At 60.1% G+C, this 18,646-nt stretch carries 16 protein-coding genes; all 16 read right to left on the minus strand.

What is annotated here, in order from left to right; genetic code table 11:
- Nucleotides 1-718: 718 nt before the first annotated feature.
- The 16 genes from DSC91_RS25515 to DSC91_RS25590 all read right to left on the minus strand — a co-directional run bounded on the left by DSC91_RS25515 (nt 719) and on the right by DSC91_RS25590 (nt 18,645).
- Complete coding sequence (locus DSC91_RS25515; RefSeq protein ID WP_115781410.1) at nt 719-2,449, minus strand: AMP-binding protein; 1,731 nt, start codon at nt 2,447-2,449, stop codon at nt 719-721.
- 242 nt (nt 2,450-2,691) lie between these two features.
- Nucleotides 2,692-3,117: a F0F1 ATP synthase subunit epsilon gene (locus DSC91_RS25520; RefSeq protein WP_012434800.1), complete on the minus strand. Its 426-nt coding sequence runs from the start codon at nt 3,115-3,117 to the stop codon at nt 2,692-2,694.
- 244 nt (nt 3,118-3,361) lie between these two features.
- A complete protein-coding gene (gene atpD / locus DSC91_RS25525) occupies nt 3,362-4,756 on the minus strand; it encodes a F0F1 ATP synthase subunit beta (protein WP_115781411.1) in 1,395 nt (464 codons plus the stop codon).
- Between the two features lie 128 nt (nt 4,757-4,884).
- Nucleotides 4,885-5,769, minus strand: a complete 885-nt coding sequence (atpG, locus tag DSC91_RS25530) for a F0F1 ATP synthase subunit gamma (RefSeq protein ID WP_115781412.1) — start codon at nt 5,767-5,769, stop codon at nt 4,885-4,887.
- Between the two features lie 139 nt (nt 5,770-5,908).
- Nucleotides 5,909-7,450, minus strand: coding sequence for a F0F1 ATP synthase subunit alpha (gene atpA, locus DSC91_RS25535; RefSeq protein ID WP_115781413.1), 1,542 nt, complete (start codon nt 7,448-7,450; stop codon nt 5,909-5,911).
- Nucleotides 7,451-7,508: 58 nt separating this feature from the next.
- A complete protein-coding gene (locus DSC91_RS25540; RefSeq protein WP_115781414.1) occupies nt 7,509-8,048 on the minus strand; it encodes a F0F1 ATP synthase subunit delta in 540 nt (179 codons plus the stop codon).
- Nucleotides 8,049-8,050: 2 nt separating this feature from the next.
- The gene (locus tag DSC91_RS25545; protein ID WP_006050845.1) at nt 8,051-8,521 is read right to left on the minus strand and encodes a F0F1 ATP synthase subunit B; all 471 of its coding nucleotides are present in this window, start codon (nt 8,519-8,521) and stop codon (nt 8,051-8,053) included.
- Between the two features lie 138 nt (nt 8,522-8,659).
- On the minus strand, nt 8,660-8,929 hold the full coding sequence (gene atpE / locus DSC91_RS25550) for a F0F1 ATP synthase subunit C (protein WP_007180033.1): 270 nt from the start codon (nt 8,927-8,929) through the stop codon (nt 8,660-8,662).
- 81 nt (nt 8,930-9,010) lie between these two features.
- Complete coding sequence (gene atpB, locus DSC91_RS25555; RefSeq protein ID WP_115781415.1) at nt 9,011-9,862, minus strand: F0F1 ATP synthase subunit A; 852 nt, start codon at nt 9,860-9,862, stop codon at nt 9,011-9,013.
- A 161-nt stretch (nt 9,863-10,023) separates the two neighbouring features.
- A complete protein-coding gene (locus tag DSC91_RS25560; RefSeq protein ID WP_115781416.1) occupies nt 10,024-10,569 on the minus strand; it encodes an ATP synthase subunit I in 546 nt (181 codons plus the stop codon).
- 920 nt (nt 10,570-11,489) lie between these two features.
- On the minus strand, nt 11,490-12,377 hold the full coding sequence (locus DSC91_RS25565) for a ParB/RepB/Spo0J family partition protein (protein ID WP_115781417.1): 888 nt from the start codon (nt 12,375-12,377) through the stop codon (nt 11,490-11,492).
- 18 nt (nt 12,378-12,395) lie between these two features.
- Nucleotides 12,396-13,187 (minus strand): ParA family protein, encoded by a 792-nt coding sequence (locus tag DSC91_RS25570; protein ID WP_115781418.1) that lies wholly within the window; start codon nt 13,185-13,187, stop codon nt 12,396-12,398.
- Nucleotides 13,188-13,283: 96 nt separating this feature from the next.
- Nucleotides 13,284-13,967, minus strand: coding sequence for a 16S rRNA (guanine(527)-N(7))-methyltransferase RsmG (gene rsmG / locus DSC91_RS25575; protein WP_115781419.1), 684 nt, complete (start codon nt 13,965-13,967; stop codon nt 13,284-13,286).
- Nucleotides 13,964-15,922: a tRNA uridine-5-carboxymethylaminomethyl(34) synthesis enzyme MnmG gene (gene mnmG / locus DSC91_RS25580; RefSeq protein ID WP_115781420.1), complete on the minus strand. Its 1,959-nt coding sequence runs from the start codon at nt 15,920-15,922 to the stop codon at nt 13,964-13,966. The genes rsmG and mnmG overlap by 4 nt, the downstream gene beginning before the upstream one ends.
- Before the next feature lie 174 nt (nt 15,923-16,096).
- The gene (locus DSC91_RS25585) at nt 16,097-16,849 is read right to left on the minus strand and encodes an ABC transporter ATP-binding protein (RefSeq protein WP_175171939.1); all 753 of its coding nucleotides are present in this window, start codon (nt 16,847-16,849) and stop codon (nt 16,097-16,099) included.
- Nucleotides 16,850-16,860: 11 nt separating this feature from the next.
- Entirely contained in the window at nt 16,861-18,645 is a 1,785-nt protein-coding gene (locus tag DSC91_RS25590; protein WP_115781422.1) for a branched-chain amino acid ABC transporter ATP-binding protein/permease, read from the minus strand.
- Nucleotide 18,646: the final 1 nt, after the last annotated feature.

An 18,646-nucleotide genomic window follows, 5' to 3' on the forward strand; every position in this document is an offset into this window, starting at 1 on the left:
CGGCCTCTTGCGCGTCGGTGCCCACGCGTGGGGTGTTGCAGCGCAGCGCACGCGTTCACCCGGCAAGTGAGGCCTCCGTAACGCTGGAAAAGCGCTATTAACACGGCCAATCCACCCGGAAAAAGATGAGCATGCAACCATTTCATGCGGAATCGACTGAACGGATTACGCCGCAATATGCGTCGCGAATAGCATCAATCAGGCGTATGAAATTGCCCAACAGTCATCGGTAAAAATTACGTTTAAAACGTTTCTGATTGGAAATAAGTCCCGCGACGCCTTATCTGGCGGGCGTTACAACCTGAAACACTTTGTTACCGCGCTCGTAGGTTAATTCGCCCACAATGCCTCAACGGTTTCAACACGGATGTGGCTGGGTGCGTGGTGTGAGCGGATACAATGCACTTGCCGGTCGGCGCATGCCGAAGCCCTGTAAAGGGGCATCCCTGCTGGGGCCGTAGTCGGCGCAGGGTCGTCGTCTCAGTCGGTTCCTTCTTTGGTCTCCTCGCGCTAACCCCGTAGCGTGTGGTTTTTAGCGGGCTCCAGGCCCGCTTTTTTTTCGCCCGGTCAAACGTTTGCGCGCTCCTCGGCGGGTCAATTTTCGGCTTTTCTGCCGCGCATTTTCCCGCTCACGAGTTCATTCCATAGCAAACGGTTTTCCTCAGCATGTCGGCCGGCGCCGTGCGAATATTCGCACGGCGCCGAACCCGCGTGGCCGTCAGGCCGTCTTGTCTTCCTGCACCTTCAATTCGCTGATCATCCGTTCGCGCATGACGAATTTCTGCACCTTGCCGGTCACCGTCATTGGCAATTCATCGACGAAGCGGATGTACTTCGGCACCTTGTAGTGCGCGATCTGGCCCTGGCAGAACTGCTGGATGTCCTCTGCTGTCGCCTGCTCTCCTGCACGCAACACGATCCACGCGCACACTTCCTCGCCGTACTTCGCGTCGGGCACGCCGAAGACCTGCACGCTCTGAATTTTCGGATGACGGAATAAAAACTCTTCAATCTCGCGCGGGTAGATGTTTTCGCCGCCCCGAATCAGCATGTCCTTCAGGCGGCCGACGATGTTGCAATAGCCTTCGGCATCCAGCGTCGCCAGATCCCCGGTATGCATCCAGCCGTCGACGATGCTTTCCCGCGTCTTCGCTTCGTCCCCCCAGTAGCCTTGCATCACCGAATAGCCCTTGGTGCACAGTTCGCCCGTCTCGCCGACCGGCACGATCGCGCCGAGCGGATCGACGATCTTTACCTCCAGATGTGGCTGGATACGGCCGACCGTCGTGGTGCGCTTGTCGAGCGGATCGGTAGTCGAACTCTGGAAGGACACCGGGCTGGTCTCCGTCATGCCGTACGCGATCGTGATCTCGTTCAGATGCATCTTCGAGACGACTTTCTTCATCGTCTCGATCGGGCACGGCGAACCGGCCATGATCCCGGTGCGCAGGCGCGAGAAGTCGTAAGTGGCGAAGTTCGGATGATCGAGTTCGGCGATAAACATCGTCGGCACCCCGTGCAGCGCCGTGCATTGCTCTTCGGCGACGGCGGCCAGGGTGGCGGCTGGATCGAAGCCCTCGCCTGGAAACACCATATTCGCACCGGCCGACACGCACGCCAGCACCGCCAGCACCATGCCGAAGCAGTGATAGAGCGGGACGGGAATGCACAGGCCGTCCTGCTCCGTCAGACGCATCGCCATCGCGATATAGCGGGCGTTGTTGACGACATTCCTGTGGGTCAGGGTCGCGCCCTTCGGGTTGCCCGTCGTGCCGCTGGTGAACTGAATGTTGATTGCATCGTGAGAGGACAGCGTCGCGCCGATGGCGTCGAGCTTCGCGACGTCGAGTGTTGCGCGGCCCTGCTCGATCACGTCGGAGAAGGTCAGCATGCCGGGCGTTTCCGTGTCGCACATGCGGATCACAAAGCGCAGATCGGGCAAGCGAGCGGCGCGCAGTTCGCCGGGGGCTTGCGTTGCCAATTCCGGCGCGAGCTCCTGCAGCATCTCAAGGTACATCGACGTCTTGAAACGCTCTGCGGCAATGATCGCCTTGCAGCCCACCTTGTTCAACGCGTACTCGAGTTCGGCGAGCCGGTAAGCCGGGTTGATGTTGACCAGCACGGCGCCGATGCGTGCCGTCGCGAACTGGGTGAGCAACCATTCCACCCGGTTCGGCGACCAGATGCCGACACGGTCGCCTTTCACGATGCCGAGCGCGAGGAGCCCGGCCGCCAGCACGTCGATTTCTTCGGCAAATTCCTTCCACGTCCAGCGGATTCCTTGCTCACGAAACACCACGGCCGGGCGGTCAGGGAAACGCGCCGCAGTGTCGCGCAGAAACTGGGCTACCGGCGCTTCACTCAACGGGATCTCGGTCGATCCACGAACATACGACAGGTTGTCCTTGGGTTCGATGAGTGCACCTTCGCCTGACATGTGGGTTGCCATGGTGTTGTCTCCGTGAGCGGAACCTCGCCCAGTCTATTGAAATGAAATTGAAATCGATTGTGCCACCGGCGTGTGTCGGTACGGCATCAAGTGTTACCCGCAGCGCATTGGCAGCGGCAGGACTCGCCTCGACTGCTTATCGCCCAATCTGAGCACATGATTTTGCTGACCTTTCCGTAAACGTCAAGTGAAGGTCAAAAAAAAGCAGCCACGAAGGCTGCTTTCTTTCTGATACGTATTGCTTAGTTCTGACCGCGCAGCTTGCGCAGACGCTGGATCGCAGCGAGTTGAGCCGTCGCGTACGCCAGTTCCGCTTGCGCGGTGGCGTATTCGAGGTTCGAACCCGTATTCTGCAGCGCTTCTTCCGCACGCTTGCGTGCATCTTCGGCCTTGGCTTCGTCGAGATCCTTGCCGCGGATCGCCGTGTCGGCGAGAACCGTCACAGCGCCAGGCTGGATTTCGAGGATGCCGCCAGCGACGAACACAAACTCTTCTTCGCCGTTTTCAGCTTCGATGCGCACCGCACCCGGACGAATCCGCGTGATGAGCGGCGTGTGGCCCGGCAGAATGCCGAGTTCACCTGCTTCGCCCGGCAGCGCGACGAACTTCGCCTGGCCCGAGAAGATCTGCTCTTCCGCGCTGACGACGTCTACTTTAATGGTTGCCATATCGACTCCTGTGGCGACCAGAGCTGGCGCTTTGGCGCTTACTCGGGTCCCATGCAAAGCTCGACGAGTGTTAGCGCTTGTTTCGATCGGCGTGAGTGCTTGAGCACTGACTCCGGTCCCACACAGCGCGCTCTCGTCCCATGCAAGGCTGGGTTGAGCGCAATAAGAGGCGCCGTTTTCGCGAAATACTACCGTTTGGCTAGTATTTCAGCGCGAGCGGCGCCCGCTTCGTTACGCCCGACCTTTACTGGATCTTCTTGGCCTTTTCGAAGGCTTCGTCGATCGTGCCGACCATGTAGAACGCTTGTTCCGGCAGGTGGTCGCACTCGCCGTCAACGATCATCTTGAAGCCACGGATCGTTTCTTTCAGCGGAACGTACTTGCCCGGCGAGCCCGTGAACACTTCAGCGACGTGGAACGGCTGCGACAGGAAACGCTGGATCTTACGAGCACGCGCAACGGCGAGCTTGTCTTCCGGCGCCAGTTCGTCCATACCCAGAATCGCGATAATGTCGCGCAGTTCCTTGTAGCGCTGCAGCGTTTGCTGCACGCCGCGCGTGATCGAGTAGTGCTCTTCACCGATCACGTTCGGGTCGATCTGACGCGAGGTCGAATCGAGCGGGTCGACCGCCGGGTAGATACCCAGCGAAGCGATGTCACGCGACAACACGACGGTTGCGTCCAGGTGGCCGAAAGTCGTAGCCGGCGACGGGTCGGTCAAGTCATCCGCAGGGACGTACACGGCCTGAACCGACGTAATCGAGCCCGTCTTGGTCGACGTAATACGCTCTTGCAACTTACCCATTTCTTCAGCCAGCGTCGGCTGATAGCCCACTGCCGACGGCATACGGCCGAGCAGTGCCGACACTTCCGTGCCTGCCAGCGTGAAACGGTAGATGTTGTCGACGAAGAACAGCACGTCGAGGCCTTCGTCACGGAAGTGCTCAGCCATCGTCAGGCCGGTCAGCGCGACGCGCAGACGGTTGCCCGGCGGCTCGTTCATCTGGCCGTACACCAGCGCGACCTTGTCGAGAACGTTCGAGTCCTTCATTTCGTGATAGAAGTCGTTCCCTTCGCGGGTACGCTCGCCAACACCCGCGAACACGGAGTAACCACCGTGTTCCTTAGCGATGTTGTTGATCAGTTCCATCATGTTCACGGTCTTGCCCACGCCGGCGCCACCGAACAGGCCAACCTTACCGCCCTTCGCGAACGGGCAGATCAGGTCGATAACCTTGATGCCCGTTTCGAGCAGTTCCGTCGACGGCGACAGTTCGTCGAACGCCGGAGCCTTCTGGTGAATACCGCGAACCACGTCCGAGCTGATCGGGCCGGCTTCGTCGATCGGACGACCCAGCACGTCCATGATCCGGCCGAGGGTCGGCTTGCCAACCGGCACGCTGATCGGCTTGCCGGTGTTCTTCACCGTCGTACCGCGGCGCAGACCGTCCGAGGCACCCAGACAGATGGTACGGACGACGCCGTCGCCCAGCTGTTGCTGGACTTCGAGGGTCAGTTCCGAACCTTCGAGAATGAGCGCGTCGTAAATCTTCGGCATGGATTCACGCGGAAATTCCACGTCGATCACCGCGCCGATGCACTGTACGATCTTGCCTTCTACCAAAGCAGTAGTACTCATCGCTTTTCCTTTAGATACTCAATTCTTCACTCGCGCAAAGGCGCAGTTTCGATGGGGCCGCCGAGGCGGGTTCGCCTGGACGGGTGCGCCACGAGGGCGCACACGTAGCGGCTGCTCGACCTTGATGGTCAGACTGCCGCTGCGCCACCGACGATTTCCGACAGTTCTTTCGTGATCGCGGCCTGGCGGCTCTTGTTGTACACAAGCTGCAATTCATTGATGACCGTCTTCGCATTGTCCGAAGCGGCCTTCATTGCGACCATCCGTGCCGACTGCTCCGATGCCATGTTTTCCGCGACGGCCTGATAGACCAGCGCTTCGACATAACGCACCAGCAGTTCGTCCACCACTGCCTGTGCATCCGGCTCGTAGATGTAGTCCCACTGCGTGCTCGGCGTCGTGCCGTCTTCGTCCTTGCGCTCGAACTGATCTGCCGACAGCGGCAGCAGTTGCTCGATCACCGGCTCCTGCTTCATCGTGTTGACGAAGCGCGTGTACGCGAGGTACACCGCCGAAACCTTGCCTTCCGAGTACAGGTCGAGCTGCACCTTCACCGCGCCGATCAGCTTTTCCAGATGCGGCGTGTCGCCCAGATGCACGACGTTCGACACCACCTTGGCGCGCAGACGGTTCAGGAAACCCAGACCCTTGGTGCCGATCGCAGTTGCTTCGATCGTCTTGCCCTGGCCTTCCAGTTCCTTGAACTTCTGCAGCGACGCACGCAGCACGTTGGTATTCATCCCGCCACACAGACCTTTATCGGTCGTGACGAGGATGATGCCGGCCGTTTTCGCGCCTTCGTTCGACACCATGAACGGGTGACGATACTCCGGGTTCGCACGGCTCATGTGCGCAGCGATATCGCGGACCTTGTCGGCATACGGGCGAGCAGCGCGCATGCGCTCCTGAGCGCGGCGCATCTTCGATGCGGCCACCATCTCCATCGCTTTCGTGATCTTGCGCGTGTTTTGCACGCTCTTGATCTTGCCGCGAATTTCCTTCATTCCAGCCATTGCTTGCTCCTTGTCGGCCCGAGTAAGCGCTTCAGCGCTTACTTGGGTCCCATGCAAAGCGATCGAAGCAGCGCGGGTTCAGTTGCCTGCGGCCCGCGCCGCTTCGAGGTCCGTTTATGCCTTGCGGATCACTCGCCGATCAATAAGCGCCGGACTTCTTGAAGTCTTTCAGAGCCGTATGCAGCAGGGCTTCGTCGTCCTTCGAGAGTTCCTTGGTGTCCTCGACGCGCTTGATCAGGTCAGCGTGCTTCGACTTCAGGTAATCGCGCAGGCCCTTTTCGAACGGCAGCACTTGCGCGACTTCGAGATCGTCCAGGTAGCCGTTGTTCGCGGCGAACAGCGCGACAGCCAGTTCCCACACTTGCAGCGGCTGATACTGCGGCTGCTTCAGCAGTTCCGTCACGCGGCGGCCGCGTTCCAGTTGCTTGCGGGTCGCTTCGTCGAGGTCCGATGCGAACTGCGCGAACGCTGCGAGTTCACGGTACTGCGCGAGGTCGGTACGGATACCGCCCGACAGCTTCTTCACGACCTTGGTTTGAGCCGCACCACCCACGCGCGAGACCGACACGCCGGCGTTAATTGCCGGGCGGATACCTGCGTTGAAAAGGTCGGTTTCCAGGAAGATCTGGCCGTCGGTAATCGAGATCACGTTCGTCGGAACGAATGCGGTCACGTCGCCTGCTTGCGTTTCGATGACCGGCAGTGCCGTCAGCGAACCGCTCTTGCCCTTCACTTCGCCGTTCGTGAACTTCTCGACGTAATCTTCCGAGACGCGAGCAGCACGCTCCAGCAGACGCGAGTGCAGATAGAACACGTCGCCCGGGTAAGCTTCGCGGCCCGGCGGGCGGCGCAGCAGCAGCGAGATCTGACGGTATGCCCAAGCTTGCTTGGTCAAGTCGTCATAAACGATCAGGGCGTCTTGACCGCGGTCGCGGAAGTATTCGCCCATCGTGCAGCCGGCGTACGGTGCGAGGTACTGCATCGCAGCCGATTCCGAAGCCGAAGCGGCCACGACGATCGTGTATTCCAGCGCGCCGGTTTCTTCCAGCTTGCGCACCACGTTCATGATCGACGACGCTTTCTGGCCGATCGCGACGTAGATACAGAAGAGGTTCTTGCCCTTCTGGTTGATGATCGCGTCGACTGCGACTGCGGTCTTGCCGCACTGGCGGTCGCCGATGATCAGCTCACGCTGGCCACGGCCAACCGGCACCATCGCGTCGATCGACTTCAGACCGGTTTGGACCGGTTCCGAAACCGACTTACGCCAGATCACGCCCGGAGCAATCTTTTCGATTGCATCGGTCTTTTTCGCGTTGATCGGGCCCTTGCCGTCGATCGGGTTGCCGAGTGCATCGACCACGCGGCCGAGCAGTTCCGGGCCCACCGGCACTTCGAGAATGCGGCCCGTCGTCTTGACGACGTCGCCTTCCGAAATGTGTCCGTACTCACCCAGAATCACGGCGCCGACCGAGTCGCGCTCGAGGTTCAGTGCGAGACCGAAGGTGTTGCCCGGGAATTCGAGCATTTCGCCCTGCATCACTTCCGACAGGCCGTGGATGCGCACGATACCGTCGGTCACGGAGATCACGGTGCCCTGGTTGCGAACGTCTGCGCTCGCTTCAAGGCCCTGGATCCGGCTCTTGATCAGCTCGCTGATCTCAGAGGGATTGAGTTGCATTATTCGCTCCTGATAGTCAATTCTGTTGCGTGCCAGCCGCTTCAGCGCCTTGGGCGCTTCAGGCCGTCAGAGCCGTCTGCATGCTGGCAAGCCGCGCGCGGACCGAGGTATCGAGCACTTCGTCGCCGACCGTCACGCGCACGCCGCCGATGAGCGACGAGTCGACTTCGACCGTCGGCTTCAGCTTGCGCTTGAATTTGCGTTCGAGACCTGCGACGAGTTCGTTCAACTGCGCGCCTTCGAGCGGGAATGCGCTGACGATCAGCACATCTGCCGCACCTTCGCGGGCGTTCTTCAACTCTTCGAACTGCGTGGCGATTTCCGGCAGCAATTGCAGGCGATGGTTATCGACCAGCATTTGCACCAGATTCTTCGCTTGCGCATTGTCCTTGAGCGGCGACTTGACCGCGGCCAGCAGCAGTTCGCTGACCTGGGCGCGGCTCACTTTCGGGCTCGAGGCGATCGACAGCACTTCGGGCAGACGCGCAACCTGTGCCAGCTCCTGCACGAGCGTGGACCAGGCGGCGATGTCACCAGCTTCGGCCACGCCAAACAGCGCTTCTGCGTACGGACGGGCGATGGTTGCAAGTTCGGCCATGATCAGAGCTCGGCTTTCAGTTGATTCAGCAGGTCAGCGTGAGCTGCCTGGTCGACTTCGCGCTTCAGGATCTGTTCAGCGCCCTTCACGGCGAGTGCAGCGACTTCGCCGCGCAGCGTTTCACGCGCCTTCACGACTTGCTGTTCCGCGTCGGCCTTCGCTTGCGCGATGATGCGAGCAGCTTCAGCTTGTGCTTGAGCCTTGATTTCGTCAGCGACTGCCACAGCGCGCTTTTCTGCGTCAGCAATACGTTGCTGACCGTCGTTGCGTGCCTGAGCGAGTTCCTGGTCGACGCGCTTGTGGGCGGCTTCGAGTTCCGCCTTGCCCTTTTCAGCAGCCGACAAACCGTCAGCGATCTTCTTCGAGCGCTCGTCGAGGGCGTTGATCAACGGCGGCCACACGAACTTCATCGTGAACCACGCGAGGATCAGGAACACGACCATTTGCGCAAACAGGGTTGCGTTGAGATTCACGGTGTTTCCTTAAACGTTGCTAGTTCGGAAAGTGAAACGGCAAGGCGCTCATCGATTCTGTATTCGATCAGCGCCCAAGTGCCCGTTCCGCCCTGCGCCTTTACCAGTTATAGCTCAGGCGCAAACTTCCGAGGAACCTCAGCCTGCCAGCTTCGACAGCAGCGGGTTCGCGAACGCGAACAGCATTGCCACACCAACGCCAATCAGGAACGCCGCATCGATCAGACCAGCCAGCAGGAACATCTTGGTTTGCAGCGGGTTCATCAGTTCCGGTTGACGAGCACATGCTTCGATGTACTTGCCGCCCATCAGGCCGATACCGATACAGGCGCCGATTGCACCCAGGCCGATGATGATGCCGATACCGATGGCGGTCAGACCCTGGATGTTGGCGATGAAAGCTTGCATGATCACTCCTTTGTGAAAAGTCTTTTAGAACTGGTTGGAACTGGGATTTGAAAAACTACGATTCTTTGGCGACAGCGCCGATTAGTGCGTGTCGTGTGCCTGGCCGATGTACACCAGCGTCAGCATCATGAAAATGAACGCCTGCAGCAGAACGATCAGGATGTGGAAGATTGCCCACACGCTGCCGGCGATCACGTGGCCGATGAAGCCAAGCACCGTCGTGTCCGCGCCGAAGCTCCAGATGCTGCCGAGCAGGGCAATCAGCAGGAACAACAGCTCGCCCGCGTACATGTTGCCGAACAGCCGCATGCCGAGCGAGACCGTCTTCGCGACGAACTCGATGATGTTCAGTGCAAGGTTCGGGATCCACAGCAGCGGATGCGCGCCGAACGGAGCGGACAGCAGTTCATGCACGAAGCCGCCGGCGCCCTTGATCTTGAAGTTGTAGTAAATCATCAGCGCGAACACACCGAGGGCAATGCCGAGCGTACCGTTGAGGTCGGCGGTGGGCACGATGCGATGGTGCGGGATGGCTTCGGACAGACCCAGCCAGCCAATCACGTGGCCCGGCAGGTCGACAGGGATAAAGTCGAGCGAGTTCATCAGCGCGACCCAGACGAACACGGTCAGGGCGAGCGGGGCAATGAAGGTGCGCGTGCCGTGGATCATCGACTTCGATTGATCTTCGACCATCTCGACCAGCATTTCGATCGCGCACTGGAAACGACCCGGCACGCCGGACGTCGCTTTGCGAGCCGCCAGATACAGGATGACGATCGTGGCCAGACCACAGACGATCGACCAGAACAGGGTGTCCAGATTCCACACGTGAATGTCGAAAATCGACGTCTGGTGCGCGGTGGAAAAGTTCTGCAAGTGGTGCGCGATGTACTCGGACGGATCCAGAGCGCGCGTGCCTTCGCTAGCTGCCATATCGTTAATGCCACCCAAATTGTCGAAAATCGTCTTAGGCCGTTCCCGCCGCAACTCTGTATTGCGGGAACACGCCGGGTGCGGATCGTGTCATATCCGCACTCCTTACGCCAGCGCTGCGCGCCAGCCTGAATTTTGTGCTGCTACGCTCTGCTACGGCCTTAACGCCACGCGAGGGCGATCCAGTACGTCTTGAGCGCGATGAGGTAAGTCACGAGCAGCGGCACCCAGCATACGTCGTGATACCAGAAGGCGATGGCTACAAACATCGCGATCGTTGTCCCCATCTTGAGCGCTTCGCCGATCATCCAGCTCATCGCTGTTTTGGCGCCGCTCAGCGTTCTAAGCCGTGCCGCGAACAGCGCGCCCGGCACCCAGCAGATCGCTCCTCCCAGGAACGCGGACAGCGCAGCAGCGCCCGGCGGCTTGTAGAACAGCCACCACACCAGCGTAGCACCCAGGGACAAAACCATTTGCGCCACCACGACCTTGAAAGGCGTGACGCGCGATGGACGACTCACATTGGGACCAAACAGCTTTTCAGCCTCGGCCCGCGTGAGCGGAACGATATTGTTATCTTGTTGCTCGACATCCCACGCTTCGTCAGTCGTAGCGTGCTGACCGGTGGACGCATTGGAAACGGTGCGTTCAGCGCGGTGGTCGTCACGCCCATTCTTCGGCGCTTGATTCGACGTTTTAACCGCCATCGCAGTGTTCCGAAAGTCTTATTCCAGCCCGTGAGCTTACGCTGCGTTTACGGGGTTGCCGTGCAATTAAATCCGGGCGATTGTAAGCGATAGTTGCAGGCAATTCAAGACTTTAGGCCGTTCAATAACCAGCATGAAAACGGCCTCCACGATGCGGGAATGCGATCTCGGGCAACCTGCATACGGCAAATGTAAGGCGGTCGGGGGGCGGCAAAACATGCACGACGAATCGGGCCGTTTCAAGCGCACGGATACGTCCTTTCGACGCTGTGACGGACGTCTCAAAAATGCAACAGACGATGATTTTTGCCGGCTTTGGTAGACATGAAGAACGGCGCCGGGTAGAAGCGCGACGGTGGCTGCAGGCCGTGGTCCTTTCCACGGCGACCAAACAATATAGGACACTGCCACCTGCCTCGGGCGGGCGGCGCAGCGAGCAGTCAGCCGCCTGCTACTTCATGTCGATGTCTGCCCCGCCCTAGCATCGCGCCAACCCGAGCGTTGGCGTCCAACGCCCGCGGCCAGATCCAGCAAATGGAACGACGAAGCAAGCGGAACCCGCCGCAGCGTCGCGGCAGTAAGGCCACGCCTATGCGAGCAGCTTAAATCCCCGCACAACCCGGCCACGGCTGCGTCATCACGAATATACCCGTACAGGCGCATATATATCGCAATCCTTACTATTAAACGCAACCTACCCTTAGGAATCCAACTGATATCCACGCGAGCTATCGATCGCTCAGGGAGATCATCAAACGCCCCGTGTTTGCAGCAGATACGGGCGCCGCGCTACCGCTACCGCAGAAAAACACACCAGACACGCCAAACAGCTTGCGAGCAAGGGCCAAGGATCAGTCTCAGCTTCAGCCCCAGCCAAGCCGCAAGCATGCTCAGCATCCCTCACGTTCAAGCCGCCGCGATCACGCAGTCGCGTTACCACGCAACCGGACAAGAATCCCTTCCAACGCGTCAAGATCGCCGAAGTCCACCAGCACCTGGCCACGACCGCGACGGCCGAGCTTGATCTTCACCGTTGCGGCAAGCAGATCGGACAACTCCTCTTCGAGTCGCCGCGTGTCGCGGCCACCATCCTGATTCGCTCGCGCCTTGACCGCAGGCGCAACCTTGGTCGTCGTCGTCACCAGTTTTTCGGTTTCGCGTACCGACATACGCTTGTTGACGACCTGGTTGGCCAATGTGATCTGCGTCGCGGCGTCGACGGCGAGTAGCGCGCGTGCATGCCCCATGTCGAGATCGCCGGCCAGCAACATCGTCTGCACCGGTGACGCCAGATTCAGCAAACGCAGCAAGTTCGATACAGCGCTGCGCGAACGACCAACCGATTCAGCCGCCTGTTCGTGCGTGAAATTGAACTCGTCGAGCAAGCGTTGAATACCCTGCGCTTCTTCCAGCGGATTCAGATCCTCGCGCTGAATATTCTCAATCAGCGCCATCGCTGCGGCGGCCTGGTCCGGCACGTCCCTCACCAACACCGGCACCTCATTGAGACCGGCGAGGCGTGCCGCACGGAAACGCCGCTCACCGGCGATGATCTCGTATTTATCCGCCGATACCGGCCGCACGAGGATAGGCTGCATCAGCCCCTGAGCACGTATGCTGGCGGCCAATTCCTGCAACGCGCCTTCGTCCATGCGCGTGCGCGGCTGGTACTTGCCGGCCTGCAACTTACCGAGGGGCAGCACGTTCGGCGCTCCCTCGATCGCCACAGCCTCGGTAATATCCGCACTGCCACCCAGCAATGCTTCCAGACCGCGGCCCAACCCCTTCTTTCTTGCTACTGCGTTCATTGTGCTTCCTCGATCCGCTTAGGACGCCTGGGGCGCGTCATTCAATGTGCGCACCCGCTCAATCATCTCTGCACCGAACTGCACATACGCCTGCGCACCGCGCGAGGCCTTATCGAATACGACGCCCGGCAAGCCATAGCTAGGCGCCTCGGCAAGGCGAACGTTGCGCGGAATCACCACATCGAACACCTTGTCGCCAAAGTGCTCTTTCAGTTGATCTGAGACTTGCTGTTGCAAAGTGATGCGCGGATCGAACATCACGCGCAGCAGGCCGATCACTTTCAGGTCGCGATTCAGGTTCGCATGCACCTGCTTGATCGTATTGACCAGATCGGACAGTCCCTCAAGCGCGAAGTACTCGCATTGCATCGGGATCACGACGCCGTGGGCGGCGCACAGGCCATTCAGCGTCAGCAGCGACAAAGCCGGTGGGCAGTCGATCAGCACGAATTCGTATTCATTTTCAACCGCCGCCAAGGCGATTTTCATTTGGCGCTCGCGGTTCTGCACGCTGACCAGTTCGACCTCGGCGCCCGCCAGTTCACGATTCGCGGGCAGGACGTCGTAGCCGACGGCTTCCGGGCGCACGCGCGCATCGGCCACCGATACGCCATCCACAAGCACTTCGTAGACGGTGTTCGCACACGCAGCCTTGTCGATACCGCTGCCCATCGTGGCGTTGCCCTGCGGGTCCAGATCGATGAGAAGGACTCGCTGTCCCTGCGCTGCCAAGCTCGCGGCCAGATTGACTGCCGTCGTCGTCTTGCCGACACCGCCCTTCTGGTTTGCAACGCAGAAGATTTTTGCCATCGTTGGTGTGTCCCTTTTGCTGCTTGAAGCTGCTTGAATAAAGTAGAAAGCGCTCGCGGTATGCGGTGCGTGCCGGGCACCTGCCGATGACCGCCCTCAGCTGTCCGCGTCCACCAGAACCTTGATCAGATGCCGCTCCGCGTCGAGCGACGGCACGTTCAGCCGGATGATCTGTTCCACGCGAGCACCCGCCGGCAGGCGCTCGATCTCGCCATCCGGACGCACGCCCTTCATCGCCCAGATCGCACCCTGCTCCGCAACGAGATGACGGGCCAGTGTAACGAAATCTGCGAGCTCTGCGAATGCACGCGACACGATTACGTCGAACTTTGCCGGTACTTCGGCGCCCGGCTGCAAAGTCTCGACGCGGCCCGTGACAACTGACAGATTCGCAAGACCAAGCTCGGCTTTGGCCTGGGCCTGAAAAGCCGTCTTCTTGTGCACGATGTCGTTCACGGTGACGGTCCATTCAGGCAGGACGATGGCCAGCACGATACCTGGCAAGCCACCGCCGGAGCCCACGTCCAGCACCGAAGACGCGCCACGCGTAGCGAGATGCGGCACGATCGAAAGCGAATCCAGAATGTGCTGGATAAGCATCTGCCGCGGATCGCGAATCGCCGTCAGGTTGTAGACGGCATTCCATTTGGCCAGCAGTGCAACGTAGTCGAGCAGTTTGCCGAGTTGCGCGTCGCTTAGATCGAGGCCGAGCTCGCGAACGCCATCCGCTAACAGCGGCACCAACGCCTCACTGCCCTTTCCCTTCTGACTCACCGTCATTGCGCCACCGGCGTGCTGTCGGCGCCGGGTTCGGCAGGTTTCGTCGAACGGCGCCCCAGACCACGCTTCAGGTGAACCATCAGCAAGGAAATCGCCGCAGGGGTAATGCCGGAGATACGCGACGCCTGGCCGATCGTTTCAGGGCGGAATTGCGTCAGCTTCTGACGCGCTTCGAACGACAGCCCCCTTACCTCCGCGTAGTCCAGCCCCTCAGGCAAACGCGTACTTTCGTGCGACTCATTCCGCTCGATCTCGTCCGCCTGACGGTCGATATAACCTTGGTACTTGATACCGATCTCGATCTGCTCCTTGATCTGGGCGAGCAGAACGTCGTCCTCGGCCAGCGCTTCAGGCGCAGCGCATGCACCTGCGCGCAAGCCGCAGACGCCGTCGTACGTCACGCCCGGACGGCGCAGCAAATCCGCCAAACTGTATTCGTGGTCGATCGGCTTGCCCAACAATGCGGTCGCTTCTTCAGCCGGTAACGTCTTAGGATTGACCCACGTCGTACGCAGGCGCTCTGTTTCACGTGAAACAGCATCGCGCTTGCGGCTAAATGCATCCCAACGGACGTCGTCGACCACACCGAGTTCGCGGCCAATCTCGGTCAGACGCATATCGGCGTTATCTTCGCGCAGGCTCAAACGGTATTCGGCGCGGCTCGTGAACATGCGATACGGTTCGGACACCCCACGCGTCACCAGATCGTCGACCAGAACACCGACGTACGCTTGATCGCGGCGCGGGCACCATGCGTCCTTGCCCTGCACGTGCAAGCCGGCGTTAATCCCCGCCAACAAGCCTTGCGCCGCAGCTTCTTCATAGCCCGTCGTGCCATTGATCTGCCCCGCAAAGAACAGCCCGTTGATCACCTTGGTTTCCAGCGAGGCCTTCAACCCACGCGGATCGAAGTAGTCGTATTCGATGGCATAGCCCGGCCGCAGAATATGCGCGTGCTCCAGACCGCGCATCGAACGCACGAGTTCCAGCTGCACGTCGAACGGCAGGCTGGTGGAAATTCCATTGGGATAGAACTCGTTCGTCGTCAGCCCTTCCGGTTCGAGAAAGATCTGATGCGACTCCTTTGACGCGAAACGGTGAATCTTGTCCTCGATCGACGGGCAATACCGCGGCCCGACTCCTTCAATCACGCCGGTGTACATCGGCGAGCGATCGAGGCCACCCCGGATGATGTCGTGCGTACGCTCATTCGTATGCGTGACCCAGCACGGTACCTGGCGTGGATGCTGCTCGACGCGCCCCAGAAACGAGAAAACCGGAACCGGATCCAGATCGCCCGGCTGCTCTTCCAGCTTCGAAAAATCAATCGTCCGGCCGTCGATGCGTGGCGGCGTCCCGGTCTTGAGGCGGCCTTGCGGCAGCTTCAATTCCTTGAGGCGAGCGGACAGCGACACCGCTGCCGGATCGCCGGCACGACCACCGGTGTAGTTGTTCAAACCCACGTGGATCTTGCCGTCGAGGAACGTCCCAGCCGTGAGCACTACGGCCCGCGAGCGGAAGCGAATTCCCACCTGCGTCACCGCACCGACGACACGGTCGCCCTCCACCATCAGGTCGTCGACCGCTTGCTGGAATAGCCACAGGTTCGGCTGATTTTCCAGCCGATGCCGGATAGCCTGCTTGTACAGCAGACGGTCCGCCTGCGCGCGTGTCGCACGAACAGCTGGCCCTTTCGACGAATTGAGGATGCGAAACTGGATCCCGCCCTCGTCCGTCGCAGCCGCCATCGCGCCACCGAGCGCATCGACTTCCTTCACCAAATGGCCCTTACCAATCCCACCAATAGACGGGTTGCAGCTCATTTGACCGAGGGTTTCGATGTTATGCGTCAGCAGGAGGGTGGTATTGCCCATGCGAGCCGAAGCCAAGGCGGCCTCGGTGCCGGCATGACCGCCGCCGACGACGATTACGTCAAATTCTGTGGGAAAAAGCATCGCGGATCTCACGCCAGATCGTCGCGTGAGCCTTTCAAAGGAAAATGTATGAGCGAATTATAACGGGTTCGGTTTAGGCCCGAATTTCGGCCGAATGGCCAGACAAGAAAAAAGCGGTGTGTTTCACGTGAAACACACCGCTCTGAACCACCGCGAACTGGATGAAAATGGAAACTAAGCCACTTTCTTGGCCAGCCCTAGATACGTTTCGATCACGCGTGGATTCTGCGCCAGATCCGCCGCTGCGCCTTCCAGCGCCAACTCCCCGGTTTCGAGCACATAACCGTAGTCGGATATCTGAAGCGCGGCGCGCGCGTTCTGTTCGATCAATAGCGTCGCCACACCAGTCTGCCGAAGCGCGCTAATGATATGAAAAATTTCCTTCACGATCAGCGGGGCGAGACCCAGGCTCGGCTCGTCCAGCATCAACAGATCGGGCTTGCCCATCAGTGCGCGGCCCACCGCAAGCATCTGCCGTTCACCACCGGACAAAGTCCCGGCTGCCTGCTTCCGGCGCTCCTTCAAGCGAGGAAAGAGCGTAAAGACTGGCTCGAGTTGATCGAGGAAGTTGCGCTCCCCTGCCCGCTTACGCCGATACGCGCCGAGGACGAGATTGTCTTCAACGGTCATCGACGCAAACAACTCGCGCTTTTCCGGCACCAGACACATACCGCGCGCGACCCGCTTTTCAACCGGAACCGCGCTGACGTCTTCACCCTGATAGAGGACCGATCCCTTTGCATGACCCGTCGTCGGCAACGCGCCCATGATCGCGTTCAACAACGTAGACTTGCCCGCACCGTTCGGACCAATAACCGAGACGATCTGGCCCGGCCGCACCTTGATTGCCGCGCCGTGCAGCGCTTCGACCTTGCCATAGCGGACCGACAAACCGTTCACATCGAGAATCGGTGCAGCAGCATTCATCGTGTTCTCCATCACTCCACCCCGCCCAGATACGCTTCGAGCACAGCCGGGTCCTGCTGGACATCCTGCGGCAATCCTTCTGCAATACGCGTACCGAACTCCATGACCACCAGCCGATCAGTGAGATTCATCACGAAATCCATGTCGTGTTCGACAAGCAGCACGCTCATGCCTTCGGCTTTGAGGCGGCGCAGCAAATCCGCCAACTGCAGTTTTTCCTGATACCGCAAACCGGCGGCCGGCTCGTCCAGCAACAGCAGGGTCGGGTCACAGCACAGCGCGCGTGCGATTTCGAGAATCCGCTGCTGCCCTAGCGCCAGGCTACCCGCCTCGTCGTACATGTGCTGTTCAAGTCCGACCCGACGAATCTGGCGAGCCGCTTCGGCCATCAAACGGGCTTCTTCCGCACCGTTCAGACGCGCGACGCTGCGCCAGACACCGGCCTGACCGCGCAAGTGCGCGCCAATCGCAACGTTCTCCAGCACCGTCATCCCAGGCAACAGCTTGACGTGCTGGAACGTCCGGCCAATGCCGCGCTTGACGATTTCACGTGAATTAAGCGAATCGATGCGCTCGCCGCGAAACGTGATTTCGCCGCTCGTCGCTTGCAGCACACCCGTGACCAGATTGAATGTGGTCGATTTGCCGGCTCCGTTCGGGCCGATCAAACCAATGATCTGCCCGGCTTTCACCTCGAAGCTGACGTCGTTCACCGCGACCAGCCCGCCGAACTGCTTGCGCGCCTTGTTCACCGTCAACAGGTTTTCGCCCGCCGTCGGCTTGCTGCGCTGCGGCAATGGCTCGGCACGATCCGACAGATGCGCTCGCGGCCCCTTCGGGAAAAACCTCGCGACAAACGGCCAGACACCCTGGCGAGCGTATTGCAGTAACAGCACCATCAGAATGCCGAACACGATCACTTCGAAGTTGCCGTTCTCGCCGAGCAGCTTCGGCAGCAGCGTTTGCAGATAGTCCTGCAAGACGGTCAGGATCGCCGCGCCAAGTACCGCGCCCCAGACATGCGACACGCCACCCACCACCGCCATGAACAGAAACTCGATGCCGTGGTTAAGACCGAACGGCGTCGGATTCACCGCGCGTTGCAGGTGTGCGTACAGAAACCCTGAAATCGACGCCAACACCGCGGCATAGACAAAGATCACCACACGCATCCAGCCCGTGTTGACGCCCATCGCCTCGGCCATCATGCCGCCACCGCGCAATGCGCGGATCGCCCGCCCTGGCCGGCTATTAAGCAAATTCTGAACAGAAATCACCGCGCCGAGCACCACCACCCAGATCAGGTAATAGATATGGCGGCCGGATTCCAGGTTGATGCCAAAAACATTCAGCACCGGAATCCCATTGATGCCGTCGTACTTGCCGAGCATCTCCAGGTTGCCGAACAGATAGAACAGCGCGAGCCCCCACGCGATCGTGCCGAGCGGCAGAAAGTGGCCCGATAGCCGCATCGTCACGAGCCCCAGCATCAGCGCGATGAGCGCTGTCACCACCACGCCCGCGATCAGCGCGAGCCACGGCGACACGCCGTACCTGGTCGTCAGATACGCGGTCGCATACGCGCCGATGCCGACAAATGCCGCCTGGCCGAAGCTCGTCATCCCGCCGATACCCGTGAGCAGCACGAGACCGATCGCGACGATCGAATACAGGCCGATGTAGTTGAGCAGCGTCATCCAGTACTCGGGCACATGAATCGGTTGCGGCAGCACCGGCAACGCGAACAGCACGACGAGGAACAACCAGAAGAACTTGTTTTTCATGATTCGTTTCATC

Origin of the sequence: Paraburkholderia caffeinilytica (assembly GCF_003368325.1) — a bacterium.
GTDB lineage: Bacteria > Pseudomonadota > Gammaproteobacteria > Burkholderiales > Burkholderiaceae > Paraburkholderia > Paraburkholderia caffeinilytica.

What these genes read in the sequence shown, in the direction of transcription:
- atpD (WP_115781411.1), bottom strand. Translation starts at nt 4,756, where the DNA reads ATGAGTACTACTGCTTTGGTAGAAGGCAAGATCGTACAGTGCATCGGC.
- mnmG (WP_115781420.1), bottom strand. Translation starts at nt 15,922, where the DNA reads ATGCTTTTTCCCACAGAATTTGACGTAATCGTCGTCGGCGGCGGTCAT.
- DSC91_RS25585 (WP_175171939.1), bottom strand. Translation starts at nt 16,849, where the DNA reads ATGAATGCTGCTGCACCGATTCTCGATGTGAACGGTTTGTCGGTCCGC.
- atpG (WP_115781412.1), bottom strand. Translation starts at nt 5,769, where the DNA reads ATGGCTGGAATGAAGGAAATTCGCGGCAAGATCAAGAGCGTGCAAAAC.
- atpB (WP_115781415.1), bottom strand. Translation starts at nt 9,862, where the DNA reads ATGGCAGCTAGCGAAGGCACGCGCGCTCTGGATCCGTCCGAGTACATC.
- atpA (WP_115781413.1), bottom strand. Translation starts at nt 7,450, where the DNA reads ATGCAACTCAATCCCTCTGAGATCAGCGAGCTGATCAAGAGCCGGATC.
- DSC91_RS25560 (WP_115781416.1), bottom strand. Translation starts at nt 10,569, where the DNA reads ATGGCGGTTAAAACGTCGAATCAAGCGCCGAAGAATGGGCGTGACGAC.
- rsmG (WP_115781419.1), bottom strand. Translation starts at nt 13,967, where the DNA reads ATGACGGTGAGTCAGAAGGGAAAGGGCAGTGAGGCGTTGGTGCCGCTG.
- DSC91_RS25520 (WP_012434800.1), bottom strand. Translation starts at nt 3,117, where the DNA reads ATGGCAACCATTAAAGTAGACGTCGTCAGCGCGGAAGAGCAGATCTTC.
- DSC91_RS25565 (WP_115781417.1), bottom strand. Translation starts at nt 12,377, where the DNA reads ATGAACGCAGTAGCAAGAAAGAAGGGGTTGGGCCGCGGTCTGGAAGCA.
- DSC91_RS25590 (WP_115781422.1), bottom strand. Translation starts at nt 18,645, where the DNA reads ATGAAACGAATCATGAAAAACAAGTTCTTCTGGTTGTTCCTCGTCGTG.
- DSC91_RS25540 (WP_115781414.1), bottom strand. Translation starts at nt 8,048, where the DNA reads ATGGCCGAACTTGCAACCATCGCCCGTCCGTACGCAGAAGCGCTGTTT.
- atpE (WP_007180033.1), bottom strand. Translation starts at nt 8,929, where the DNA reads ATGCAAGCTTTCATCGCCAACATCCAGGGTCTGACCGCCATCGGTATC.
- DSC91_RS25570 (WP_115781418.1), bottom strand. Translation starts at nt 13,187, where the DNA reads ATGGCAAAAATCTTCTGCGTTGCAAACCAGAAGGGCGGTGTCGGCAAG.
- DSC91_RS25515 (WP_115781410.1), bottom strand. Translation starts at nt 2,449, where the DNA reads ATGGCAACCCACATGTCAGGCGAAGGTGCACTCATCGAACCCAAGGAC.